This window comes from Bacillus cereus, assembly GCF_025917685.1.
Lineage (GTDB): Bacteria > Bacillota > Bacilli > Bacillales > Bacillaceae_G > Bacillus_A > Bacillus_A cereus_AT.
Genome location: NZ_CP089518.1, coordinates 2,892,070 through 2,918,062 on the forward strand (window position 1 = coordinate 2,892,070; position 25,993 = coordinate 2,918,062).

Consider the following 25,993-nt stretch of genomic DNA (forward strand, 5'->3'; position numbering starts at 1 on the left):
TAATCAGCGGGGTTTTGTCCATCCCCAACTGATTATTAGCCCGCAAATAGCGGGCTAATGGTAACGAATAATACGAGGTAATATCATTGCAATACTCCATTTTTTTCCTAAATCTAATTTTTCATCATTAAATCATTCTCTTTTTGATAGACAATTTCTCCGTCAATAATCGTTGTTTCCACTTTCAAATCCTTAATAAGGTCTGGTTCAGCTTTTAAAATACTTTCACTTAAAATAACTAAATCAGCTAATTTCCCTACCTCTATGCTTCCTTTTATATCCTCTTCAAAACTTGCATAAGCGCCATTCCATGTGTAAAGTTTAATAGCTTCTAGTACACTAATGGATTGATTAATGCCAATTTCAGCTCCAAATTGGCTTTTTCTATTAACTGCAGTATGAATTCCCAATAATGGATTATAATCGGTAACCGGTGCATCTGAACTACCTGCTGCAATAATACCTTTATCTATATAATCACGAGCAGCGTACATATAATTAACACGTTCACCATAATTGTGAGCATATATCTCGCCATATTCATATGGAAATGGCGGGTTTGGAATAGGGATGACTTCAAGTTGTTTCATTCTTTCTTGTAAATCTGGAGTTGAAACTCCTGCATGCTCGATTCGATGACGATGATTTTTCCTTGGTGCTTCTTTTAACGCTCTTTCTACGCAATTTAAATACATTTCAATGGCTTTATCACCTTGAGCATGTACTGTAATTTGATAGCCTTTTTTATGTGCTTCACCTAGAACTTTATATATTTCTTCCTCACTATAATAAAGAATCCCGAAATTGTTAGGATCGCTGGAGTAGGGTTTTCGAGTTGCAATTGTTGGACCAGAGCTACTTCCATCTAAAAATATTTTAGCCGGCCCAACTCTAAACTTCTCATCCCCTGTACCGGTTACTATCCCTGCATTCATCATTTTATTTACAAATTTATCCGATTCATTTATGGTACCAATTATTGCATATATCCGAACACCGATGTCTTTCGTTTTTATAGCTGTTTGTAACAAACGATAACAATTAGAATCAAAAGTAGCTGCTTCATGAATACTCGTGATACCCCCAGAAATGAAATGATCCGACGCAATTTTTACAGCTTTCATAAGCTCATCATCTGTATAACTTGCTACATCATTCATCTTCATATTTGCAGCTTCAAATAATTTCCCTGTAATTTCCCCCTTCTCATTTTTTTCAATTACTCCACCTTGAGGATTCGGTGTCTTTTCGTCATATCCAGCCTTCTCTAGTGCTGCTGTGTTTACGATACAAATATGTCCGCACGTACGAGAAATGATGATTGGATGCTTCGCTGAAATGGCATCTAGCTCCGCAATCGTTGGATACCTTTTCTCCTTTATGGTAGTTTCATTAAATCCCCAAGCTCTTATCCACTCACCTTCTGGAGTTTCCAACGCTTTTTTCTTAAGCTCATTCAGCACATCTGCAACAGAGTCGATGTGACTTTCTTTACAACTGATATTCAATTGAAAAACCCCATATAAAACCAGGTGTGTGTGTGCATCAATAAATCCAGGAAGAAGAGATTTGCCTGCTAGGTCAATGACTTCAGTCTTCTCCCCAATGAATTTATTCGTTTCTAAATTTGAACCAACCCCAATTATTCGATTATCCTTTATCGCTACAGATTCTACTATTGAGTTTTGTCTGTTTGATGTAATAACTTCACCATTGATAAATACTAGATTTGCATTCATACAAACACCATCCTTTTTATATAAGTACAAATTGAAAAAACGACATAAAACTTTTCTTTTTAAGTGAAAGAGACAACGAGTGCAGATCACCTTTTAGTCTTCATAAACGTGACTTAATTAGAATTACGCGCGATTAAAGCGCTTTCAATAAAAAGGGAAATCCTTGACAAATAGAAAAGATTCCATTAACTACCTCCCTCTATAAATTAATAATTCCGCACTGTACATTTTTATAATGCAAAAATTATGCCATCAATTTGGAACAAAAACATTAAAAATAGACGGAAAATTATAAAAATTTCATTTAAATCTGGCATTTGTGAGATATAATGAATTAAATTCGTTTCAATAGATTCATAAATGGTTCATTCTTTTCACTAATTTCCATCTATGTTGAACCACTTGCGTTTCAACATAGATGCATTCATAGGAGGATTTAAGCCATGTCCGACATTCCTGTCCAAATTGAAAGTAAATATCTCTTGAAGATTCTTGATAGTCTTGAAAGTGGGATGAATATTGTTGACAAAAACGGAACGATTATGTGGGTAAACCAAGCATGTTGTAAGCTTTTTAACAAAAGCAAGGAACATTTGATTGGTAGGAATATTTTCGTTCTGAAAAAAGAGGGTGCGTTCACTCCATCCGTAATCGAAATGGCTTTACAAAATGGAAGTACTGTAACCACTGTGCAAGAAATCACCGGTGGTAATAAGATGACAGTAACAGGGGACATTATTTTGGATGAGCAGGAAAACCCCCTTTATTTTGTAGCACATGGTCATGATATAAACAATTGGATGGATAATGTTTCTAAGCTAGAATGGGAAGAATTAGCCCCCGTATTGAAGCGGTATTTGCTAGAAATAAAAAAAATGAATACCCGGTATATTCTAATGCAAGAGGAACAGTCCTTTATTGGACATAGTAAAATACATAATTTGCTTGCTGAAATCCTGGAAAGAGTGGCAAGTGTTGATTCAACTGTGCTTATTAACGGAGAAACAGGCGTTGGAAAAAACGTAGTTGCAAAACGTATTCATGAATTGAGTGAACGAAACAGTCAACCCTTTGTCCACTTAAATTGTGCAGCAATTCCCGATACACTTCTCGAATCTGAATTGTTCGGCTACCATAAGGGAGCCTTTACAGGTGCGAATTCAAAAGGGAAAACAGGGCTCGTCAAAACAGCCGAAAAAGGAACGCTTTTTTTGGATGAAATTAGTGAACTTCCGCTACATTTGCAGCCCAAGCTCCTTCAATTACTGCAGGACAAGACCTATATGCCTATTGGCGGTTCACAGTTAGTAAAGGCTGATATTCGCATTATTGCAGCAACAAACCGCAAAATCGAGGAAATGGTAAAAGAGGGAAAATTCCGGGCCGATCTATATTATCGCCTTCATGTTTTACCAGTAAACATTCCGCCGCTACGCGAGCGACATGAAGATATTTTTCCACTACTCCATTTCTATTTGCAAAAGTATAACCAAATATTCAACCAGACACGTACCTTCTCGAAGCAAACGATAGGTGTTTTTCAACGTTATCAGTGGCCGGGAAATATACGCGAGTTGGAAAATACTGTTGAGCAGCTCGTTATTATGGCTAAAAAGGAAGAAATCTCAATTCATGATTTACCAGAGCGCTTTCTTTCAGTAAGTATGGAAGAAGAAGCTTTACAATCTCTGAAAAAAGGCAACAATTTAAACGAGATTATCGAAAGTATGGAAAAAATAATTATTGAACAGGCAATTAAGAAAAATAAGACTACACGTAAAACTGCAAAAGTTCTTGGAATTACCCAAACTTCACTGATTCGTCGGTTAAAGAAATACAATATCCGCAATGAAAAAGAATAGCGTTTTTGTTGTAGAGGGATTAATTTTTTTCTTAATTTGATGGCAATATGGCGGTACCCCATCGCTATCAAGCTAAGCTTATGTAAAGTCAATTTTAGGCGAGATTGTTTCTTTTTTCTAAAGGGCACGTGTAGGTAATTTTAAAATTTGCATATGAAATAAACCCTAGTATAAAATCCTTGATTTTTTAAGAAAAGGTATTGGAGTTTATCTTTTGTATATACACCATCATTTCATTAAAAAAAGAAAAATAGATGCCTATGGGCATCTATTTTTTTAAAAACGACTACTTAAAATCATTTTACTTCTACAGTATAATCCCCTGTTCCACCGCCATACTTATATACACTTAAATAATATTTCCCTGGCTTCGCATTATAATTTCCAAGCAATTTGTTTCCATCACGTTTTGTTGCATAAGCTACATAATTATTTAGATCTGATTCAGAATATAATACCCAGTTCAGTCCAAGGTTTTGTTCGTTCGTAACGGTAATTTGTAAATCTTTTGGGTCCTTTACATCGATAACAAATCTGTCAACTTGATCTTGATCACTTAAGTTTCCTCTTAATAACGTGTTCAAAGATAATGGATTCGCTGCATCAAATGAATTATTCGGTTCTTTTTCTACAGCAGTACCTTCTTCTGTATTCACTCCGATAAACACAACATCATATTCAAATTGTCCAGCGGCATTGACACGGTAATTTACAAAATAAGCAGTTAATGTTTTGTATCCGCTCCACTCTTTTTCTGCAAGATGCTTCAGCATATCATTCGTTGCTTGATTCATCACTTTCCAATCCTCATTTTCCCCTTTTGCCGCACTTCCTGTATATGTTCCTTGTAGTGTGGAGGTATTAAAGAATTGTGATTTATTATTTGTTACCTTCACATTTTTTAACTTCGCTTCATTGGTGACATCTGCTGCAACATCCGAAAGTGGTTTCGGATTGTGCTGTGCTACATAATCATCTGATACTTGCGGAATTGTATACTTATCACGATTATCTATCAGCATTTGCATGTAAGTTTGATATTCTTCATTTAATTTATTATCTTTACTTAATGTAGAACGGTACGCATCGTAACCTGGAACAGCATTTGTACGAATTAAATCATGCACTTTATCGAACATATCAGGACGGTTATTATACATATACGATTGCAATGCAAACGAGTAATTATAATAATCCCACGTTCCGTATTTTGCATTTAATGTTTGCGCTGCTGTGTAACGTTTCGCAGGATCATTAGACAATCCACCAATGATACTTTTTCGCGGTACCACACTGTCTAATCGCGTTGAGCCTGCAAAAAACTCCGCATTTCCTTCTTCAAACCATGTTAAGCGTTCATTTTGATACATTTCTCCTTGACCCCATAATCCCGGAACTTCGTATCTGCCCTGTAAATAGTGTGTAAATTCGTGACGAAACAATTCTTCCAAACTATAAATACTCTGCTGTGGTGTACGTTCATATGTAAAGAAGGTTCCTGTTCCTTCAATATAAATTCCACCATTATTTGTTTCATAGCCGTATAGTTGACGGTTAAATTGATATTCATCCGGACTATTATAAATAACCATTGTTAACACATCATCAGCATGTCCACTTTCGAGTGGTTTATCACTACCAACTGTACGATAAAATTGAGATCGTACTTCTTTTGCTGCCCAATATAAACGTTTAATTTTTTCTTCGCTAACTTTATCCCCCGCTTTAAAGACAATAGCCCCATCATCAAATGTATACGCTTTTGGAAAATAATGTTTCTTACCATCTTCTCGAATTTGATCTAAATTTACCGTTTTTCCATTTGCATCTATCCCGCCGTAATTAGTAGCAATTTGTTCTGCTGCAACAAAATATTGTTGCCCTAAATATGGATATATCCCCATTGCTTCTGTAACAACTTGCTGTCCTTTTGTTGGTGTACTATAAAACTTGCCAAAGCGACTAGCATAGTAAATACCATTATTAATTAGCCATCCGTTTTTGTCTGTTACTGTCCCTATTAGTGCAAAACGATTTATCTCATTAAAGAGAACTGACTTCTATTTGGGTAACCATAATTATCATAGAACTTTTACTTTAACAGTTTGTCTTCCCCAATTCATGGCCTTACTTTTTGAACCTACTAAAACATCAATACGATTACCTTTAATGGCACTACCGGTATCACCAGCGATTGCTTCACCATAATTTTCTACCCACACTTTTGATCTTAACAGTTACGTGCTTTTTGGCTACGCCAAACTGAAATTCATCTCCCACCTATCGTTGGGCTACGCCCTGTGCACGCTTGAGGAAGGAGAATTCTTTCTGGTAATCCGTTAAATTCATTTTCTTTTGTTAGAATTTCGTAAATACGTTTTGTAAATCTTTTCATCAGAATCGTTTCCGTACTCTCTATTGATTCACTGCTTTTGCTACAAGGGCAGCATATGCTTCTGCACCTGTTTTCGTTAAATGTACGCCATCTGGTTCAAAGTATGCCTGATTTCCAGCACTTGCTGCATACCAATCAACTAACACTACATTTTTGTAAGCTGATGCTGCTTCTTTTAACTTCTCATTCACCAACGATTCCCACGGACGTGGTACTCTCGTATTAATTAATATAATTTTACGTTCATCCCCAATCACTTTTATTAATGATGCTAATTGCTCCTTAGTAAAGGCTCCATTTGTACCTAATCCAATAATGACATGATTTCCTAAATTCCCCTCATTCTTTAGCTGTTCCACAGCAGGGATTGCTTTGGACATTTGCCGCCCTATTTCCGCATCAATCCTAATATTAGGAAAAGTATTTTTTAAATACGGAGCAATATCAATCATGATTGAATCTCCTACAGCTGTAACTGTTAGAGGGTCTTTAGGCTGTGCGGGAATCGCTTCTTTTTGTTCTTCTTTATTTTGAGGTGGTTCATTAGCTGGTTTATCCCAAACTGCAACGGGATGTTTAGCCTGCTCTTCTTGCACAGCTTCCACCTTATCTTTTGGAGGATTCTCCTTTGCTTTAGTAGCTGTTGTTAATCCAAAAGTAGCTATCGAAGAAATAAATACTGCACATATTAAAGCTAACTTACCACTTACAGTTAAGTTTCTTATTTTCAAGTTTTTAATCCGAATATTCTTCAATGCACCTTTTCGTATTGGATTTTCAATAAACTTCCACGAAATTTGTGCAATAACTATAATTAGGAGAAATTGAAGAATTGCTCTTGTAATCGAAAACTCTCCAGCATTTACCTTCGGAGTCGTCAATGTAATAATCGGATAATGCCAAAGATATATTCCATATGATCGCACGCCCATCCAACGCAGTGGTCTAAATCTCAAAAATAGTGCGATTCTGATAGCCGGATGCGCAAGGTTAGCGACTAACAAGGCTGTAGCAATTGATAAAAGGACCATTCCCCCACGGTATAGAAACGGCTCATATTGATTCGTCTTCCAAAACATAATGAGAATGATACTAAGAGCAACTCCCCCAATAACATCAAGAATAAGACGTGCTTGCGGAATAATTTTATTCGCAAGTCTACTGCTTGGCCAAATTAAAGCAAGCGCCGCTCCAATTAATAAAGAAAAAGCCCGTGTATCAGTACCGTAATAAATTCTACTTGGGTCAGAGCCTGGTTCATATAGAATTGCCATTGCTAAAGCAGATGCAATTGCTCCTAGACAAATAAATAAGATCATGCGTGATTGTTTTTTTATGTAATAAAATCCTAAACTAATGACGAACGGCCAAACCACATAAAATTGTTCCTCAACAGCTAACGACCAAAAATGATTTAGTGGAGAAGGCTGACCAAAGCTATCAAAATAAGATAATTTATGATAAATATACCACCAGTTACTAACATAAAATAACGCCGCTAATGAGTCTCCACGCATTTTTTCAAGTAAAGAGCTATGAAAAATCGTAATCCATGCCAACGTTATAACGAGCATAACAAACATTGCTGGAAGCAATCTCCTTGCCCTACTAAGCCAGAATTTCTTCAAATCAATTCTCTTATTTCTCTTCCACTCCATCGCTAGAATATCTGTAATTAAATAACCTGAGAGTACAAAAAATACAGTAACCCCTAAAAATCCTCCAGGCATCCAATTAAAGTTAATATGATACAAAATAACACCTAGTATAGCTAGGCCCCTTAGACTGTCTAATCCAGCCATATAACGACTATTTTTTTTAAAAGGTTTAGTCACCTACAATCACCTCTATTTCTTGGAAATTAGGTAAATAATAGTGGTATAAAATGCTATTAATTTCCTAAAATCATATAAACTAAACTATTAAAAACATCATTTGGGAAGGCTCTTTTTTTTATAATTACACGCACAGTAACTAATACTTTATCGCGTTATCTGTTTCTGGTGTGAAAATTTTTAAACTAGTTTTTTTGCTCATCCCCCCGACAAAGGGAAATTTGCTTAGTTAATTAAAAAGTTATATGCTGTGTATCAAAAAGTACACCTTTTGATACGTTTTTTACAGACGTATCAAGGACTGACATTGTGCATATGATCTATAACGCATATATAACGGGTTTCCTATAAAGAAACGTTATAAAAAAGGTCTACTCATTACGAGCAGGCTCTCTATTTTCTTCACTCAGCCTACTTTATTTAAAACTTCGGCTGCTTCTGTAAACATTGGTGCATAAGTAGAAAATAATAAAAATAATGATACTATAAGTCCTATGATTTTCTTCATACTCGCATCTCCTTATCAATCCATTTAAAAACCTTTTAATTATATATTAAGCTTTGATACTATTGAAATAATAAAAAAGGATATGCATAATTACATATTTCTCTTATTGATAGAATGTATCCTATTGAAAAGAAAGCCTTTCCTTGGTATTATTAGTCTCTTTGTTAGCTTAATAGCGATATGGGGTTCTGGTGCAAAAAAATGATAAATAAAAAAGAATCATGGATTCCTAACGAAATTACCTGTTAAGTAGTTAATCCAAACAGCTGGTTGATAAAAATATTCTGATTTTGGACAGACTGGTCCTGCAAATCAATTTGTTCTTTTTTGAGCGTATGCATGGCTTCCACACCACTCAATATAGAAGCTGATGTTTTGTATGATTTAAATCCCAACATAGAGCGTATACGTTTTTTAATAAAACGAGGCTCTTGTTCTACTATGTTATTTAAATATTTTATCCTTCGGATTTCGGTGCCTATTGGTATCCTTTTCCTTCCTTCAACTGTTCGATAGCAATTGGAAAAGCAGGATTCTTATCGACTGTTATAACACGAGGCTTTGAAACATGAAAAGACTGCAAAGCTTTCTTGAAAAAGTGCTTTGCAGCCTTATGATCTCTAGATTTACTCAAATAAAAGTCAATCGTGTTTCCTTCAGAATCAACGGCACGATATAGAATCAAGTTTATCTTATCTATACTATAATAGCTTAGTCCCTCACAACAAGAGCGGATAGCATTTACAGTTCTCTTATTTATTTTACCACTTGAACAGATACTGGTTTCCAACCCTGATTCTCTACCCAATCAATATCAACCTTATATTTTTTATTACTTTGCTTATCTCGTACATTACCGTAGGCTTTATTATTACCATTATTCCCAATAAAATCAAAAATCAATTGACTCTCTGGAACATCAACAGCATATGAAATTGCTTTTTTCATCTCATTCCAATCTGCTGTTCCTTCTTTAAATTTCATTGCAGGTTTTGCTCCTTGCTCTGTACCAATTGGCTTCCAAGAAGGATTAGTTTGAGAACCCTTTTCTTGAGATATCGTTTTTTCTCCCTCTTTATTTTCATTTTCGTTCGTTTTTACAGGTTCTTCTACTTTTTGTTTCTCTTCTAAATGTGCTGTTTCTTTATCTCCGTTTTTCTTTTCTTCTATTTTTGCCGCTTCTTTATCTTCATTTTTCTTTTCTTCTACCTTTGCCGCTTCTTTATCTTCATTTTTCTTTTCTTCTACCTTTGCCGCTTCTTTATCTTCGTTTTTCTTTTCTTCTATCTTTGTTGCTTCTTTATCTTCGTTTTTCTTTTCTTCTATCTTTGTTGCTTTCTTTTCTTGAGCAATTGCTTTCTCTGATGTATCAGAAGTGAAAAACAACTGATATGTCACTATGCCAACTGTTACTAATACCACACTAAATGCGATATTAAATATCCCCTTATTACGACGATTTTGTTGTTTTGCTTGAAACCTGCTTCCTTGTCCCATTTTTCAAACCTCCGTGTTTATTTTCGCCACTAATCTTTACGTATTCTTCCTAAGAATCTTAATATTTTTATTAAATAATAAAAATGAACTACACTTCCCATACAGAATTCCATATAAAAATAATAAAATTTATTCTTTTTCAAGTATCTGACATATGTTATTCAAAAATAGTTTAATAAATTAAAGATTGATAAGTTTCTGTACTTAAGTATACTTTTAACAATTAAGCCTCTTCTTCACCGATTTATAATTTTTAAAATCAAATGCCCTCTTTAGTTTGCGCTTTCCAATGGATATGCCGTAAAATTAAAAGAGATTTTACCTCTTTTACCTTCTTTTCAGAACAGCTTTCGCCACTAGGGAATTCTATTATTCCTAATCTAACCTTTAATTCGCTTTCATGACAAAACGAATCTTTATGAAGTCCCCTTATCTTTTGTATAAAGCGCCTTTATTTTTTTCTATATAGAGCATTATCTCTTTGTTTATAACCTTCTTAAAAGCTTCTTCTCTACTGTAAAAGTCATTTAAACTATACAATCCATACCATTTAATATGTAATGTCTCTATTAATTCCACCTCGTTTCCCAGACAATACTATCATTTCTGAATATTTTATTTATTATGAATACACATTCCCGCTTACTTGAATTAAAAATTGTGCTTTTCTATAATACATTTTATTGTTAATAACTTCAATAATGAATATGTACATATGTAGCATTGAATGGATGCAAAAAAACATAGAAATTTAATCTTTCTACGTTTTTCCTAACATCTTCCTTCCATTTCACTTTGTGATCGAATTCAAAACTACACTTGTGACTATTTGGTTGAGTGATCGGTACGTCAATATTTTAAAAAGGAGCTCTCTTGATAAAGAGAGCTCCTTTTCTTATTTCTTCTTCTTTTCTGTCGGTTGGCTTTGTTTAGCGAAATTAGACGAATCATCGAAATTCGGTTGTTTTTTACCAGCATTATTACTTCTACCTTTTCCCATATGTAATGCACCTCCCCTCATCCTTACTATTCCCAATAAAAAAATCCTCTTGCATCCAAGATAATTTTTTATCATTTTAGCCAAGAAGACTCCTTCCTCAAGGAACGCTTAGTGAGTAGGTGGGAGATGAATTGGCTTCGGACAAGAGATGGCAGGAAGCCATCTTAATTGTTCGACATACATAAACTATTACTTCACTACCTATCGAATATATGTTTGTTGTATAATAGACGCATATAGAAATGGAGGTGAATGGAATGATAATCAATACAGCATATAAATTTCGTATCTATCCAAATAAAGCACAAGCAACCCTAATCAATAAAACGATCGGATGTTCTCGTTTTGTATTCAATTATTTCTTATCTCTATGGGATAACGCATACCAAGAGACAGGGAAAGGTTTGACATATGGTACATGCTCTGCCAAACTCCCTGCTAATGAAATTATTGACGTTTCTTTATCCAGTAATGATAAATTGGTCGATATTGCAGCTAAATTAAAAAACATAAAGGGAAGATATGATGAAAAATTACCAGTGAAAATTATACTGGGACTTTTATGTGAGAAATTTATTATAACTGGAGAAAATGCATTGAAAATAAAACCATTTATATTTAAATTAGTACATAATAATTGCTGTGAGGGATTCGATTATATAGATGAACAGCTGTATAATTTCAATGAAGAAATTAATTTAGCCGCAGATAATATATATGGGAATCTAGAAGATATTAGTCAAGAAATAAAAAGGTTTTTATCTGTTTATAAAGATTTTATTATATATTTTCATTTACCTTATGGTGGGCTGGATGATGAATAAAAACAACAGGTCTCAAAGACTCTTAAAACTTCTTGAAGCAAATAGAAAAAGGCATAAACCTACTCATGGTGCTTTATATGATGAATGCATCTGCGTGTTAGGTGCTGAAACTAAAGAATTATCTCCTGAAAGAGGATCAGAAATATACAAATTATTAAATGACTCTTACCCTTTTGAATGGTGGGGACGAATCAGTTGGAATAAGGTTTCCCTTAAACATGCCATTGACTCCATGAATCAAATATCTCATCTTATCCCATTGGAAAGTAAAGTCTATATCCTCTGGAGTACCGGACCTACTCCTGTTCTCTATGCAAATTTAAACGATATATTACGTAATATTGGCGATGTAACGGCGGTTGGTAGCGACACTTATCTTTTTTGTCCAAATAATTTTGTTATAGAATTTTACCATGAAGGTGAAATCATGATTGGTTTTGGAAAAGACCGTATTTAACAGCCAACATACAAAGAATTTTTTTTGTTTCTAGATATATTCATACTGATATTGATGTGTTATGTAAACTTAATATGAATACCTTATGCAATCAAAATACCTTTCATCATCTATATTCTTGATGTAGTACACTCTGGATAAAAGGTAGAGGGAGATAGACAATGAAAGAAATCATTAAAGAGATTGTTTCTACAAGTAAAAGATACAAAGTTCATGTTATCAAACGAAATGATGGTTTTTACACTACAGAAGTTTTTGCGTGGTTTGAGGATTACGGATATGAGTATTGGGCTCCTATTAAGCAGGGGTTATCGTTAATTGATACAGAAAATCATGCCATATCTATAGCAACGGAACACTTAAAAGTGTATTCAGGTGAAAGTGATTAGTGGGGACCAGCCGAGAGTTATTTACTTTATTAAGGTTTACTTTAGTAAATAAAAGGCTAGTTAGCTCTTATAATGGACTAACTAGCCTTTTTATTATTTTTTCCTTTTTACATATGTTTCTCATGCAATTTACGTTCAGAGAATTCGATAAATCCCACCAGATTTTGTTTTCTAAAACCGATACGAAAATATAAACTAACTAAATATTACGATACACGAAATTACTATATTAATTTTAATAAAAGTCCCTTGAAAGAAGCCACTTATTTTACAAGGTACTGTTCTACTTCTTTTATTAATAGTTCTGCACCTTCTGGGCTTAATGTTATCTTACCGTTTGCTAATGATATGTTACGATTTGATACCTCTCCTGTTAATGCACAAACACCACCGGGCTGATATTTCTGTAAAACAATGTCTTCACCTTCTACAAAGATCTCTAATGGTGATTTTTCTTTAATACCTAGCGTATTTCTAAGTTCCTTTGGAATTACCACACGCCCTAAATCATCTACTTTTCTAGTCACTCCGGTTGCTTTCATCTAGCGTCTTTCCCCATTTCATTATCAATTGTACCCAAGTTATTCTCCACTATTATAACAAGCTTTCCCCATACATGAAAATTTAGTTACATTTACAAAAGAACAAGTGGAACAAATAGAGAATTATTGGCATGAAAATAGGCTGAAGAATCGAAATGAAGCAATTCACCAGTTCGTAGAGAAAGAATTTAAGTCATAAATAATGAGTACCCTTTTCATTTTCCCTAAAAACACATGTAAAGCCTGTATCTATCTTTACATGCGTTTTATAATGAATAAGACCTATTGTATTAACTTCTTCATCAAAACGCAAAATAAACCGATTTGGACAGCCGTTTTCAAATCAAAACTCATTTTTACAAAAAAGGAAAAAGTGCTGGATTTTTATCAACTATAATTACCCAGGTATTAGAGACATGAAAAGACCGCAAAGCTTTCTTAAAGAATCGCCTTGCAGCCTTATGATTCCTATACATTTAATTATTTTTATGTTTGAATTTATTTCTTAAGGAACTTTTTAAGGCAGTGAAAAATATCCTTCTTATTTTTCACTATATAATACTTAAACTTCTCATCTTCAATGTTTTTATAAACAGAAAAAAGGGTAAATGATGAGCGATTATACTGGTTTAGTTAGCCGGGATGTAACCAAATTTTATATATTCTGTTCCCAAAACTCACTTATAACTTTATTATTTTCACCTCAAGAAATCCATTCCCCTTTAAAGAGGTGTTGTATTTTAGACTCAATAATCATTAATCCCTCATGGGAGCACCATATCATACCCATCAAGCTCAGATTTTAAAGTACCCCCTAAATGGAGATTTTGTGTTTTTATGGTACCGAAGTTTATTTTTATCGTTTTGGGGAACAACAGATTTTTAACTTGATAGCAATGTGGCGGTACCCCATGCCCAACAAATTAAGATTTTGAAGACTGTCCAAAATTTCTTCTCCCCCTTCCCCCCTTTCTAACAAGATTACAATTTTATTAAGTACTAATAATTTTTATAATTAGTTAATCTCTGCATATGATTCCATTCAAAGATACAAAATATTTAAGTAACTATTTTTAATTACATTGTTTTTATATCTAAATTCACAAAGGAGCTACATAACATGGATGAAAAAAATCTATTAAGTCAACAACTTGACCACGTGTCATCAGATGCTCTAAATACTCCTAGTAAAGATCAAGAACAGATGGAAGAAACAACTAATCCAGACAATACCAATGTTAAAAAGAAAAGCATTAATCAAGATTTACATGGCGTGGACTTACCAATTTCAGACGTATATAGAACAACGAACAAAAAGTAAATTTCAAAGGGAAAACTCTTAAGAACGAGTGAACTTAATTCTTTTCCCTTTTCCTATTCAAATAACTATTTTGTTAAAGTTTAATTGGTCCGCTTTGATAGATTACTTCTAAATATTCACAGGTCCTCTTTGTCATTTAAAAAGAGGACCTGCTATTCGTAGCAAATCCTCTTTTGTTAACCTGAAACTTAATAAAAAATGCTTTCTTCAAATTATTTTTGAATGAATTCCAACAAAAAGAATATTTCCGTTTTACTTTCATTCGCTATCAATCATATACAGTTTCATACGAAATCGATTAAAAAGTCGTACCATCCTTTTTAACCTACATTGGATAATAAGACTGTGATGGATAATAGGACTGTGATGGATAATACGATTGTAATGGGTAATAAGGCTGTAATGAATAATACGATTGTGATGGATTATGGATTTCCTGCATTTGCTGTGCTTGAAATGCTTGTTGCTGCGCTTGTATAGCATGATGAACAGCTTGAATAGTACTTTGTGCAGGCCCCTGCCCCCCTAAAGGACGCATTTGCTTCTCATTGTAAAAACAATTACGAAACATTCTTTATTCACCTCACCCCTGCAGATATTTTTGTTTTCCACCTTTCATACTATGAATATTGAATTAAGGTGGATAATACATGAAACATTACACCTTGTAATTCCTAATTCTCTTTCGTTCAATTATTTTAACTTAATCCAATTTCCCATCCCCCTCTATCCACTTCATTGTTTTTTCTACATCTAATTCCGTATAAGTCTTTTCTCCATAGCGAACTGATTCATACAACGGAATAATGTCTCTCGTTCTACATATTCGTTTTAACCATTGTTGCATCGTTTCATAGGACCTTCTCTGTTCATGAAATGGTAAAGTCTTTTCCCATTCAACTAACGCTTTCCTTATCGTATCTGTAGGTAATGGTCGCTTTAACCGATGCTTCACTTTCTCGTTTTTTTCGGTTCTTACCGTATATTCTTTCATTACCGATTGTTTCTCCTGTTCTATTTCTGATTTCATTAACTTTTTCCTAACTGATTTATAAAGAAAATATATAATTACCGCTACAATAACTACATAAAAAAATACAGTAATCCATGAATTTGAAAGAAAAGAAAATATGGCTCCCCATGAATTTTTCTTTTCGAAATCTTTAAATTTTTTACCCGTTGTTGTTCTTTCTCCATTATCTCCTACTTTTTTCTTTTCAATAGGTGTTTCATAATCTTCCGTATTATTAGGATTTATTGTTTCCTTATAAATTTTTTCAGATTTCTTTTCACTAAAAAAACGTTCTTTTACTATGTTCTGTACATGCACCACACCTTGTGATAACGATATTGCACTAATCGCAAAGAAAAGTATGATTAAAGCTCTTACACTCCAAAACTTCACTTTCATATGCCGTTTTTTATTCCACATGACATAAATCCCTTCTTATTCTTTAATTACAATCCATTTATTCGTTCTACTATATTTCTTTGGAGAAGTACCCAAAATTAAAGGAACTGCATCCAATTCCTTACGACGAAAGCCAGCTGTGTAAAAATAAGAAGATGATACAGGCGTATCTTGGTCCGATATTGAGGCAAGTACTTTTAATACATTTTGCAAATGTTTCCGATTATCCCCGTTCTTTATATGTAGCAAACCGTTATCTTTCACACTATTAATCCATAATTCAAATGAACAATCTTGCAAAAGCAGTTGCTTGCATATGCCTGCTGTTAATTCAATTAGTTCTTCTGTATCCTTTCGCAAAGAAACGCCACTTTTGTTTTGCAAGTTGAGATAAATCGCGTATTTATCTGATTGCGTTCGCTCATACTTTTTCGCAGTTATCGTCCCTGTTTTCGCTGTTGCACTCCAGTGGATAGAACGAAAATCTTCATTTTCATAAGACTTCACTCCCATTACTTTCGTTTCATCATATAGCGGTGAAGACATCGCTTTTCGAAATCCCCGTGACCATTCTTGTAATTCAGGCACTTGTATTTTCGGCACAGCTGGTAAGACTAAATAGGAGGGCGTATCAACTTGTTTATATGTTATATGGTTCGTTATGAATCCAAAGAGATCAGTAATGACAATTTCAACTTCTTCCCATTTCGCAATTCCTCTTTTTAACGCTACAGCTTGCAAATCAAATGAAACTGACTCTCTTCCTTTTAAATTAAAATTCATATAATAATTTGAACCTGTACTATGATTTTTGTTTATTTCATCATGATTCCAAGTTAGCTTATTTTCACATTTAAATCGAAATACGATATTAAGAATAGGAAATATCGACTTGTTTGAAACTTTAATTTTGCACATATTCGTTTCACCTATAAAAACATTTGAATTCCCCTGACTGTATTCCCATTCAACACGAGATACTTTACGTATGTATACATACATAGCACCTATTAAAATTACATACAAAAATACGAGAGATAAAAACAATAGATTACTTGAAAATACACATAAAATAACGGCTACAACTGACATAACTCCCATTACGAAAGGCTCCGCTAAAGGTGTATACACAAGCTGTTGATTCATCGTACATTCTCCACTGGCACACTAATCGCACCAAGAATTTCTTTCATGATTTGTTCTTTCGTCGTTTTCATCTCTCCCTCAATCGTTAACGTTAAACGATGAGCGCAAACGGATGCAGCCAGCGTCTTTATATCATCTGGCGTACAATAATCTCTTTCATTTAATATTGCCCGTGCTTGAATCACTCTCATAAATGCCAACGTCCCCCGCGGGCTTACACCAATTTCAATTAACTCATGTTTACGCGTTGCCTCAATAATTTCAAGTAAATAATCTTGCACATCATTCCCTACTAACACTTCTCTTGCTCGTTTTTGCACTGTAATAATTTCTTCAGTTGAAATAATTGAATGTAACGTTTCTAACGGATCATTCGTTTGAAAACGATTCATCATCTCCTTTTCTGCTTCTCTCGTAGGATAACCTTGCCGAATCGTAAGTAAAAATCGGTCTAATTGAGCATCAGGTAAAGGAAATGTACCAGCCGATTCAAGAGGATTTTGCGTTGCAATTACTAAAAAAGGTTCTGGTAGTGAATGTGTCTGTTTCGCAATTGTAACAGTACGTTCTTCCATAACTTCAAGTAACGAAGATTGTGTTCTCGGTACAGCCCGATTAATTTCATCCACTAATACTATATTTGCAAAAATAGGTCCTAACCTCGTTTTAAAATCCGATTCCTTCACATCGAAATATTCAAGACCAATAACATCTCCAGGCAAAGTATCCGCTGTAAATTGTATTCTTTGAAACTTAGCGTCCACACTTTTAGCCAAACTTTTCGCTAATGTCGTTTTTCCCGTCCCAGGTACATCTTCTAATAAAATATGTCCTCTTGCTATAAGAGCTATTGCAGCCAGCTCAATTGATTCATCTTTCCCTATAATAACCTTCGAAATATTGTTAGTAATTTTCTTTAATATGCTCATATATTTATCTCCTGCCTTTATTTATTCTGAAAATTAAGAATTATCATTTTCCAAATTATAACACATTGCAGTAGAAGTAAATATGTTCCTATCAAAATAAAAAAGATACCCTTAGCAATACGCTAAGGATATCTTTTTATCATATTATTTTACTAACTCTCCATTATAAGCTTTTATATCAAGTGGAGCAGTTAAAAATTGTGGTGCTTTACTAACGAAGGCAGTATAATGTTCACTCGTATTATGACTCGCAACTGCTTCTTTATCTTTCCATACTTCTACCATCGTATAGACATTTTCATTTTCTGTATCTTTATAAAGGTCATAGGATACATTTCCACTTTCTTCTCTTGAACCATGAATGAGTGGCTGAATTTCTTCTAAAAATGGTTGTTGTTTCGCTGGATCTACTTGAAATATTGCGTGAATAATAATCATGGTGTTTCCCCTTTCATACCTCACTTATTTCTGTACTATGTTAAATTACTTCCACTCAGCAACTTTTTCAACTGGAAGACGTACTGATTGATAACCACTGTCAGCTGCTTTTCCGATTGAAATTAACATTACTGGTACGTGACGCTCTTTGTCTAATCCGAATGCTTCTGCGATTTGGTCTTTTTCAAATCCACCAATTGGGCAAGTGTCATAACCGTGAGCACGAGCTGCTAGCATAAATTGCATCGCTACAAGACCACCATCAATTAAAACAGTATCTTTCATTACTTCTGGTGTAACCATTGAGAAGTAACCTGAAAGTTTTTGCATTTGATCTTCTTTTACTTCAGCTGGCATTAAACCGCGCTCAACTGCTGTACCGTAAATTTCTTCTGCGTTATCAAAGTTGTTTAAGTCACCAAATACAGCAATCATTGCTGAAGATGTTTCTACTTGAGATTGGTTAAATTTAGCAAGTGGCGCAAGTGTTGCTTTTGCTTCGTCACTTTCAATAACAAGGAATCTCCATGGTTGCATATTTACTGAAGACGGTGCAAGCGTTGCTTCTGTAAGAATTTCAGTCATTTCCTCTTTGCTAATTTTTACAGCTGGATCGTATTTACGAATTGAACGGCGTCCTGTTAAAATTTCATTAAAGTCATTTGTTTTTAGTAAGTTTGTCATAGTTGTATTCTCCCTTTTTTATAATTCTTTTATATTTTCTTGAATGCGGTCTAACATCGTTAAAAGATTGTCGCGTTCTTCTTCACTTAATCCTTTAAATGCTGAAGTAGCGAAACGCTCTTTTTCCTCTTGATACACTTGAATTTTATTTCGCCCCTCTTCTGTAAGAGTAACTAACGTAATTCTGTTATCATCTGGATTTTTACGTCTTGTAATCATTCCGTTTGCTTCCAGCTGTTTTAAATGCCTCGTAATCGCAGCATTATCAATATTCACTTCTTGCTGAAGTGCTTTTTGACTAATTTCACCTACTTCATATAACTGAAGTATAAGCTCTAGTCTAGATTGACTCATACCCGTACACCCTTCAAACTTCGAACTTACTTCTTTATTGAGGAAGTGTAATTTATATAAAATTATTGCTTCTTTTGAGCATGAACTTGTCAAATTACCCCTCCTTTACATCCAAACTAAAAATGTTTGATACATCAATAGTTGATATGTCAATTAATATAATCTATATCGATTTAGAATGCAAGCATTTTGTTTTCATTTTATTTTTTCCAAATTAAGGCGCATTGTAGCGTTACAAAAAATGTAAATTACATTATAATAGTAATAATTTAAATGACTGGAGAGTGATTGTAATGCGGCAATACACAAATAGAAATGAGGAAATGAAAATGGAAAATGAAATGAGGATATTTATATATGACAACAATAAATATAGGGATTGTAGCGCACGTAGACGCTGGCAAGACGAGTTTGACTGAGCGTATTCTTTATGAAACGAATGTGATTAAAGAACTTGGCCGAGTTGATAGCGGCAGTACGCAAACTGATTCAATGGAATTAGAAAGACAGCGCGGAATTACAATTAAAGCATCTGTCGTTTCTTTCTTTATTGATGATGTAAAAGTAAATGTCATTGATACACCTGGACACGCTGATTTTATCGCTGAAGTGGAGCGATCATTCCGTGTTTTAGACGGTGCAATTTTAGTTATTTCTGCCGTTGAAGGTGTGCAAGCACAAACAAAGATTTTAATGCGGACATTACAGAAACTAAACATACCGACTTTATTATTTGTAAATAAAATAGACCGTAGTGGTGCAAATACTGAAAAAGTTGTGAAACAAATAAAAGAAATCCTTTCAAATGACGCATTCCCCTTTTACTCTACTGAGAACGAAGGAACAAAGGAAGCTCGTATTATTGAATATAAATCATATGACGATTGTATGGAACGATTGGCATTGTATAATGAATCATTGCTTGAATCCTATGTAAATAACGACATAGTACCGGACACACTATTAAGAAAAGAACTAGAAATACAAATACAGCAAGCAAATGTGTATCCGATCTGTTTCGGTTCAGCAATGACAGGTATGGGAATAGCTGAACTACTTGGAAATATTTCAGCACTAATTCCAGCTAATAAATCGGCACAAAATGAAATATTATCTGGTGTTGTATTTAAAATAGAACGTGAACCTTCTGGTGAAAAGGTTGCTTATGTAAGAGTTTTTTCAGGTAGTTTACACGTTAGAAAATATGTTGAGATACAGCGCGCTGAGTCTCAATCACATAAAGAAAAGATTAAAAAAATGTGCATATTTCATAATGGAGATGCCGTTCAAACTTCTACCGTTCCTAGCGGTGAATTTTGTAAAGTGTGGGGACTGAATGATATTAAAATTGGTGATATTATCGGTGAACAGACGGATTATATAAAGGATATTCACTTTGCCGAACCGCAAATGGAAGCTGTCATCGATGCAGTACCTAAAGAACGAATTCATGATTTATACACTGCTCTTATGGAACTATGCGAAGAAGATCCGCTCATTAAAGTGTGGAAAGACGGTGTTCATAATGAACTATACATTCGCCTTTTCGGTGAAGTACAAAAAGAAGTGATCGAAACAACGCTTTATGAGAAATACAATATACAAGTTGCTTTTTCAAATACGCGAGTTGTATGTGTTGAAAAGCCAGTTGGTATAGGTTATGCCGCCGAAGTAATGGGTGAAAAAGCGAATCCATTCTACGCAACAATTGGTTTCAAAGTTGAACGAGGTACACTTAACTCTGGCATAACGTATAACTTAGGTGTTGAACTTGGATCACTGCCTTTAGCATTTCATAAAGCGATTGAGAATACAGTATTTCAAACGTTAAAACAAGGTTTATACGGTTGGGAAGTTACCGATATTATTGTCACGTTAACACATACCGGATACGCAAGCCCGGTTACAACAGCGAGTGACTTTAGAAATTTAACACCGCTCGTATTAATGGATGCTTTAAAGCAAGCTGAAACATATGTATATGAACCAGTAAACGAGTTTGAATTAACCGTACCGGAGCATGCAATTAGTACCGCAATGTATAAGCTTGCAGCCATTCCAGCAACTTTCGCAGAGCCTATATTGCATAATGATTCTTATCACTTAACTGGATCATTACCTGTTGCGAAAACAGAGAATTTTAAACGAATACTACATTCATTTACAGAAGGAGAAGGTATATTTACAACGAAGCCAGCTGGTTTCACAAAGCTTACGGCTCCCTTCCCTACTCGAAAACGTGTTGATTATAACCCGCTGAATCGGAAAGATTATTTGCTTCATGTTTTGAAGGCTTATTAAATTAAAAAAGAGGTGCAAATTGCACCTCTTTTTGCATGTATTGAAACTTAAATTAGTTTGTCCTCACAACTTCTTTAAGTCTTTCTATTACTTTTGCTATAGCTTCAATCGAATTTTCTGTTTCATATTCCCCAACATTTACAGAATGATTTGCGTTTTTGACGACATCAATCGTTAAATTCGTTTTATGTAACTGATCAATTTGATCTACATTGTATTGGTGATCTTTGTCCCCAATTACTAAAAGCCCTTCGTGATGACTATGCAAGATAGAATCAAAAATCGTATCAAACGTCAGTAACGGTGTCATTAATATCATTTTTGACTGTAAAAACTCTTCTCTCTTCATTAAATTATTTGCAATCGGAATCGTTCCGAGTGATTTCCCTAAAAATATAGAATTGCTATAGCGTCCATTTTTCAACACTTCATTCATTACAGGATTAATATCATCCATCATTACTTTCGTTACTTCTTCCATTGGCTTATTCATTAATTGTCCATCATAGGAATAATGAATATGTACTACATCTATTTTATTTTCAAGCATAAGCATCGTTGCATAATAAAATAACGGCTTATCATAATTGTAGCCTGAACCTGAGAACATAAAGCAGATTGTATTAGAACCTTTTTCAATATGTGTGTAATGAATTACTTTACCCTCTATATGTATCTCTTTTTTAGTCCCCTTCACCGTTTTCCCCTCCGGATACGTTTACTTTTGTAAAACAATATGTTCTGTATGAACTGATAAATCCTTTACTTTATCTTTTATAAATGCTGGTTGTAAGTTATATGCATCTAACTCTTCTACCGGCACCCACTTAAACAAATACGTTCTACCCTCTTCTTCAAGAATGTATTGATCCGCCCCATTCGCGGGTAATTCATGTAGCTCTACTTCATAATAAAAACTGATTTCATGAAACTTTCGCTCAGAAAGTGTAAAGAAATTTTCTACTGACCATACCAATCTCTTCACTTCAATTGGAACACCTACTTCTTCTGCAAGCTCCCTTTTTAACGCATCTTCACTATTTTCTAACATTTTCACTCGTCCGCCTGGTACGTACCAAAAATCTTCACCGTCACCTTGCAAAATAAGGATTTTATTACCTTGTTTACAAATTGCTCCAACGCGGTAATTAAAACATGTTTCCTCTACTTTAAACGTAAGATCCATCCGTAATGCCCCCTTATATATTAAATATCGAATTATAACAAAACGATTATGTATGTACAAATAAGATTACTAAATTCGCCCACTTCATTCAATCATTTTTGAATTTTCCAAACACTTATTTTTCATCATTACAAGTGTATATACATATGTTACAATCACAGTGCACACTAGAAGAATATGATGGGGGTACGAATGGAAACGTTATTAATCCAGCAAACTGAGAAATCAAATAAGTTTTGGAAAATCGTTGTAAAAGATACAGACTACGTTGTTTTTTACGGAAAGATTGGCACAGCAGGTAGTGTGAAAGCGACAGAGTTTGAAACAGAAGAAGAATGTATGAAAGAAGCTAACAAACTAGTTACTTCCAAACGTAAAAAAGGATATACAGACCCATGTCTTGGGGAAGATTACATAAAAGAAAAAACGATAACAGAAGAAGAATTTTGGGAACTACTTGATCGTGCAAAAACGAAAGGTGAAGACCAAGAAGAACAACTCGAATGGCTTACTTCTCACCTTGCTAAACGTACGGTGCATGAAATTGTAGCTTTTGATACGCATATGCATCGCATATTAAAAGATTCTTATACTTCTCATTTATGGGCAGCTGCCTATATTATTATGGGCGGCTGTTCGGATGATTGTTTTGATTACTTCCGCGGATGGTTACTATTCCAAGGAAAAGAAGTTTACAAAACGTGTATTGAAGATCCAGAACGGTTAATTCCTATATTAGAAAATATGAGCGAATATGACGTTCCTGAAATGGAAGAACTTACTCTATATTATGGTCAAACTGTATATGAAGAAAAGACTGGAAATGAAGAAGATACATACTTTACACTTTATCATGTACTTTCAAATGAAAGAGCCTCTAATATTGACATCGAGTTAGATTGGGATGAAGATGACGAAGAAGGATTGAAAAAAATGTTACCAAGGTTATGGGAAAAGTACGGGGAAGATCCAATTGAATGGTAGATGAATATTAGGACTCTGTTTAACAAATAAACAGAGTCCTTTTTTCATAGGATTCTTATTTAAACTCCCTTTATTTCACGCCACTTATCTAATAGTACCTGTTCTCTCTCAATTTCAATACCTGCTTTTAATTCCCTATCTTTCATATCTCTCATCCATACATATACATCTGTAACCGTATTTTCTAAACTTCTAAAAGTAAGCCCTTCTTTCACGGCACTATCGATACTAATAGAAAATCCACCTTTCCATGGCTTCGTTTCACCTTCTAAAGGAAAAGTTTCTGGAATCCATAAAGGCATCTCTGTCCATGGCTCTACTTTATGTTCCTTCATAAATGATTCATCTATCCAAACGAATTCAGCATCGCTATTCATAACCTTTTTACACGTGTTTAATAGCTCTTCCATCGTCATTTCATAATTCGGACCTGTTATATTGAATGTGCCTACTTTATTATTTTCTGCCATGTTTAGTCCAAAGCTAGCGACATCTTTTATATCCACTAATTGCACTGGACGATCCTTTCTTCCTGGCACTAACACATTACCGCCCTTTGCTACGCGCTGAATCCAGTATGGAAGTCGATCTGTATAATCAAATATTCCTGATAGAAGTCCTGCTCTTACATGTAAAACACGACCCGGCCAATACTTCTCTGCTTCTTTTTCACATAACACTTTAAGCGCACCATAATGCTCAAAAGGAGATATTTCACCATTCTCTACAGCCTTTATTTGATCAGCCGGTGGTTCAGGTTGTAATGTATAGTCTTCTTTTATGTGGTGGGGAATCCAGTCTTTATATACGGAAAGGCTTGAGATGAATATATAGTGTTCAATATTATCTTTAAGTACTTCTCCAACATTCCGAATGTGATGCGGAGAAAACCCACACGTATCTACGACAACATCCCATTTTCGATTTTCTAAGCTTAATACATCACCATTTCTATCACCGATTAACTGCTCCACTTCAGGAAAAATTTCTTTATTTGTTCCGCGATTAAACAATGTAACTTCATGCCCTCTTTTTAAAGCCTCATCTACAAAAGCTCTTCCTAAAAAACGTGTACCACCTAGAATTAGAATTTTCATGGTTCTCCCCCATTCGCGATTAAAAATCCTTTCTAATGTTTAACGATTTTTTGTTGTGAAAAGTTACGGTGGATTTGTTGTTTTTCTTTAATTCTATAAGTAAAAAAGAGACCATTTTGAAAAATTAATCAAGATGGTTTCTAAATTAAAAAGTAATTATATTTTATATGTATCTTAATTAAATTGCTAACTCTCATTCTGTTCATTAATTCTTTAACTCCGCACAACTTCCCCATCAACAACGAAAAAATAAGTCCGATGCAAAGGCATCGAACTTATTTTTTTAAGCTTGATAGCTAATAGGTTTGAATTAAAATTAATATGAAGTCCAACCTCCGTCTACAGAAATCACTTGTCCGTTTACGAAACTAGCTTCGTCTGAGCCTAAGAAGATAGCCAGTTGTGCAACTTCTTCTGGTTGTCCAGCACGTGGATTAATTGCCATACCTAATGCTTGGCGGCTCGCACCAAATTCGCTCACATTCGTCATTGTAGAAGCAATGTTTGTTATGACTGCTCCAGGAGCGATACCGTTACAACGGATGTTGTTGTTCGCATACATAAAGGCCGTGTTTTTTGTTAGGCCAACGACTGCATGTTTAGATGCTGTGTAAGCAGCACCAGCACGTGCACCGTATAATCCACCTGCAGAAATATTATTGACGATCGTACCATGTCCTTGTTCCAAGAATAGATTCACTGCAATACGCATTGTTTTCATTACAGATACTGTATTCACAGAGAAAACCTTCTCCCAGCGTTCGTCTGAAACTTCACCAACAGGCTCCATTCCATCCATGATACCTGCATTATTAACAAGAATATCTAATTTCCCGTAAGCTTGTTTTGTTTCATCGAAAAGACGTTGAACATCTTCATCGGAGGTAACGTTTGTTTGAACAGCAATGGCCTCTGCACCTGTAGCTTTAATTCCTTGTACTACATGTTGAGCCCCTTCTAAGTTTAAGTCTGATACAACGACTTTTGCTCCTTCTTTTGCATAACCTTCTGCAATTGCTTTCCCCATGCCTGACGCAGCACCAGTGACAATTGCTACTTTACCTTTTAATCTCATCTGAAACGGCCCCCTTTGT

Annotated in this window: 22 protein-coding genes and 6 pseudogenes; 7 read left to right on the forward strand and 21 right to left on the reverse strand. The window is 34.6% G+C overall.

The features are described 5' to 3' along the window. Nucleotides 1-113 precede the first annotated feature (113 nt). A complete protein-coding gene (locus LUS72_RS15030; RefSeq protein WP_097830367.1) occupies nucleotides 114-1,739 on the reverse strand; it encodes an amidohydrolase in 1,626 nt (541 codons plus the stop codon). A 443-nt stretch (nucleotides 1,740-2,182) separates the two neighbouring features. Here LUS72_RS15030 and LUS72_RS15035 point away from each other — a divergent pair, with 443 nt between their 5' ends. Next, nucleotides 2,183-3,601 carry a sigma-54 interaction domain-containing protein gene (locus tag LUS72_RS15035; protein WP_097830366.1) on the forward strand — a complete coding sequence of 473 codons (1,419 nt, stop codon included), beginning with the start codon at nucleotides 2,183-2,185 and terminating at the stop codon, nucleotides 3,599-3,601. Nucleotides 3,602-3,897: 296 nt separating this feature from the next. On the opposite strand, the pseudogene LUS72_RS15040 reads toward LUS72_RS15035, so the two are convergent. From LUS72_RS15040 to LUS72_RS15065, 6 genes and pseudogenes are all read right to left on the reverse strand, one after another. Beyond that, nucleotides 3,898-5,646, reverse strand: a pseudogene (locus LUS72_RS15040) (collagenase); the annotation flags it as partial. 36 nt (nucleotides 5,647-5,682) lie between these two features. Then, nucleotides 5,683-5,835: pseudogene (locus LUS72_RS15045) on the reverse strand (3D domain-containing protein); the annotation flags it as partial. A gap of 181 nt (nucleotides 5,836-6,016) precedes the next feature. After that, nucleotides 6,017-7,831 carry an acyltransferase family protein gene (locus tag LUS72_RS15050; protein WP_264446917.1) on the reverse strand — a complete coding sequence of 605 codons (1,815 nt, stop codon included), beginning with the start codon at nucleotides 7,829-7,831 and terminating at the stop codon, nucleotides 6,017-6,019. A gap of 753 nt (nucleotides 7,832-8,584) precedes the next feature. Further along, nucleotides 8,585-9,024, reverse strand: a pseudogene (locus LUS72_RS15055) (IS6 family transposase); the annotation flags it as partial. A 71-nt stretch (nucleotides 9,025-9,095) separates the two neighbouring features. Continuing rightward, nucleotides 9,096-9,836 carry a YrrS family protein gene (locus tag LUS72_RS15060; RefSeq protein WP_264446919.1) on the reverse strand — a complete coding sequence of 247 codons (741 nt, stop codon included), beginning with the start codon at nucleotides 9,834-9,836 and terminating at the stop codon, nucleotides 9,096-9,098. A gap of 236 nt (nucleotides 9,837-10,072) precedes the next feature. Next, nucleotides 10,073-10,415, reverse strand: a pseudogene (locus tag LUS72_RS15065) (sodium:proton symporter). Nucleotides 10,416-11,093: 678 nt separating this feature from the next. Between LUS72_RS15065 and LUS72_RS15070 the strand changes: the two are divergent. The 3 genes from LUS72_RS15070 (at nucleotide 11,094) to LUS72_RS15080 (ending at nucleotide 12,506) form a co-directional block, all read left to right on the forward strand. Next, entirely contained in the window at nucleotides 11,094-11,660 is a 567-nt protein-coding gene (locus LUS72_RS15070) for a helix-turn-helix domain-containing protein (protein WP_097830190.1), read from the forward strand. Next, nucleotides 11,650-12,117 (forward strand): CDI toxin immunity protein, encoded by a 468-nt coding sequence (locus LUS72_RS15075; protein ID WP_097830191.1) that lies wholly within the window; start codon nucleotides 11,650-11,652, stop codon nucleotides 12,115-12,117. Before LUS72_RS15070 ends, LUS72_RS15075 begins: the two co-directional genes overlap by 11 nt. Before the next feature lie 161 nt (nucleotides 12,118-12,278). Continuing rightward, nucleotides 12,279-12,506, forward strand: coding sequence for a hypothetical protein (locus LUS72_RS15080; RefSeq protein ID WP_097830192.1), 228 nt, complete (start codon nucleotides 12,279-12,281; stop codon nucleotides 12,504-12,506). Between the two features lie 263 nt (nucleotides 12,507-12,769). Here LUS72_RS15080 and LUS72_RS15085 read toward each other — a convergent pair whose 3' ends face one another. From LUS72_RS15085 to LUS72_RS15095, 3 genes and pseudogenes are all read right to left on the reverse strand, one after another. Beyond that, nucleotides 12,770-13,048 carry an AbrB/MazE/SpoVT family DNA-binding domain-containing protein gene (locus LUS72_RS15085; protein WP_000648339.1) on the reverse strand — a complete coding sequence of 93 codons (279 nt, stop codon included), beginning with the start codon at nucleotides 13,046-13,048 and terminating at the stop codon, nucleotides 12,770-12,772. 374 nt (nucleotides 13,049-13,422) lie between these two features. Then, nucleotides 13,423-13,518 (reverse strand): annotated as a pseudogene (locus tag LUS72_RS15090) (IS6 family transposase); the annotation flags it as partial. A 28-nt stretch (nucleotides 13,519-13,546) separates the two neighbouring features. Then, nucleotides 13,547-13,681 (reverse strand): annotated as a pseudogene (locus LUS72_RS15095) (sporulation protein YhbH); the annotation flags it as partial. 487 nt (nucleotides 13,682-14,168) lie between these two features. Here LUS72_RS15095 and LUS72_RS15100 point away from each other — a divergent pair. Continuing rightward, nucleotides 14,169-14,369 (forward strand): hypothetical protein, encoded by a 201-nt coding sequence (locus tag LUS72_RS15100; RefSeq protein WP_264446932.1) that lies wholly within the window; start codon nucleotides 14,169-14,171, stop codon nucleotides 14,367-14,369. A gap of 325 nt (nucleotides 14,370-14,694) precedes the next feature. On the opposite strand, the gene LUS72_RS15105 is transcribed toward LUS72_RS15100, so the two are convergent. The 7 genes from LUS72_RS15105 to LUS72_RS15135 all read right to left on the reverse strand — a co-directional run bounded on the left by LUS72_RS15105 (nucleotide 14,695) and on the right by LUS72_RS15135 (nucleotide 19,424). Further along, the gene (locus tag LUS72_RS15105; protein WP_097830194.1) at nucleotides 14,695-14,940 is read right to left on the reverse strand and encodes a DUF3947 family protein; all 246 of its coding nucleotides are present in this window, start codon (nucleotides 14,938-14,940) and stop codon (nucleotides 14,695-14,697) included. A 132-nt stretch (nucleotides 14,941-15,072) separates the two neighbouring features. After that, nucleotides 15,073-15,801, reverse strand: coding sequence for a hypothetical protein (locus LUS72_RS15110; RefSeq protein WP_097830195.1), 729 nt, complete (start codon nucleotides 15,799-15,801; stop codon nucleotides 15,073-15,075). A 15-nt stretch (nucleotides 15,802-15,816) separates the two neighbouring features. Then, complete coding sequence (locus LUS72_RS15115) at nucleotides 15,817-16,926, reverse strand: DUF58 domain-containing protein (RefSeq protein ID WP_097830196.1); 1,110 nt, start codon at nucleotides 16,924-16,926, stop codon at nucleotides 15,817-15,819. After that, nucleotides 16,923-17,855 (reverse strand): AAA family ATPase, encoded by a 933-nt coding sequence (locus LUS72_RS15120; RefSeq protein WP_097830197.1) that lies wholly within the window; start codon nucleotides 17,853-17,855, stop codon nucleotides 16,923-16,925. Before LUS72_RS15120 ends, LUS72_RS15115 begins: the two co-directional genes overlap by 4 nt. Nucleotides 17,856-17,999: 144 nt before the next feature. After that, nucleotides 18,000-18,293 carry a putative quinol monooxygenase gene (locus tag LUS72_RS15125; RefSeq protein WP_264446937.1) on the reverse strand — a complete coding sequence of 98 codons (294 nt, stop codon included), beginning with the start codon at nucleotides 18,291-18,293 and terminating at the stop codon, nucleotides 18,000-18,002. Nucleotides 18,294-18,338: 45 nt separating this feature from the next. Beyond that, a complete protein-coding gene (locus LUS72_RS15130; RefSeq protein WP_097830199.1) occupies nucleotides 18,339-18,977 on the reverse strand; it encodes a nitroreductase family protein in 639 nt (212 codons plus the stop codon). A gap of 18 nt (nucleotides 18,978-18,995) precedes the next feature. Beyond that, the gene (locus LUS72_RS15135; RefSeq protein ID WP_097830200.1) at nucleotides 18,996-19,424 is read right to left on the reverse strand and encodes a MarR family winged helix-turn-helix transcriptional regulator; all 429 of its coding nucleotides are present in this window, start codon (nucleotides 19,422-19,424) and stop codon (nucleotides 18,996-18,998) included. A gap of 264 nt (nucleotides 19,425-19,688) precedes the next feature. On the opposite strand from LUS72_RS15135, the gene LUS72_RS15140 reads away from it, so the two are divergent. Further along, nucleotides 19,689-21,632 carry an elongation factor G gene (locus LUS72_RS15140; protein WP_097830202.1) on the forward strand — a complete coding sequence of 648 codons (1,944 nt, stop codon included), beginning with the start codon at nucleotides 19,689-19,691 and terminating at the stop codon, nucleotides 21,630-21,632. A 52-nt stretch (nucleotides 21,633-21,684) separates the two neighbouring features. Here the strand turns inward: LUS72_RS15140 and LUS72_RS15145 are convergent, their stop codons facing one another. Both LUS72_RS15145 and LUS72_RS15150 read right to left on the reverse strand, forming a co-directional pair. Next, the gene (locus LUS72_RS15145) at nucleotides 21,685-22,329 is read right to left on the reverse strand and encodes an alpha/beta hydrolase (protein WP_097830203.1); all 645 of its coding nucleotides are present in this window, start codon (nucleotides 22,327-22,329) and stop codon (nucleotides 21,685-21,687) included. A gap of 21 nt (nucleotides 22,330-22,350) precedes the next feature. Next, nucleotides 22,351-22,818, reverse strand: a complete 468-nt coding sequence (locus LUS72_RS15150; protein WP_097830204.1) for an NUDIX hydrolase — start codon at nucleotides 22,816-22,818, stop codon at nucleotides 22,351-22,353. A 192-nt stretch (nucleotides 22,819-23,010) separates the two neighbouring features. On the opposite strand from LUS72_RS15150, the gene LUS72_RS15155 reads away from it, so the two are divergent. Next, nucleotides 23,011-23,802 (forward strand): DUF4240 domain-containing protein, encoded by a 792-nt coding sequence (locus tag LUS72_RS15155; protein ID WP_097830205.1) that lies wholly within the window; start codon nucleotides 23,011-23,013, stop codon nucleotides 23,800-23,802. Between the two features lie 59 nt (nucleotides 23,803-23,861). Here the strand turns inward: LUS72_RS15155 and LUS72_RS15160 are convergent, their stop codons facing one another. Beyond that, nucleotides 23,862-24,899, reverse strand: coding sequence for an SDR family oxidoreductase (locus tag LUS72_RS15160; protein WP_264446944.1), 1,038 nt, complete (start codon nucleotides 24,897-24,899; stop codon nucleotides 23,862-23,864). Between the two features lie 316 nt (nucleotides 24,900-25,215). Continuing rightward, nucleotides 25,216-25,974, reverse strand: a complete 759-nt coding sequence (locus LUS72_RS15165) for an SDR family oxidoreductase (RefSeq protein ID WP_002200050.1) — start codon at nucleotides 25,972-25,974, stop codon at nucleotides 25,216-25,218. Between the last annotated feature and the right edge of the window lie 19 nt (nucleotides 25,975-25,993).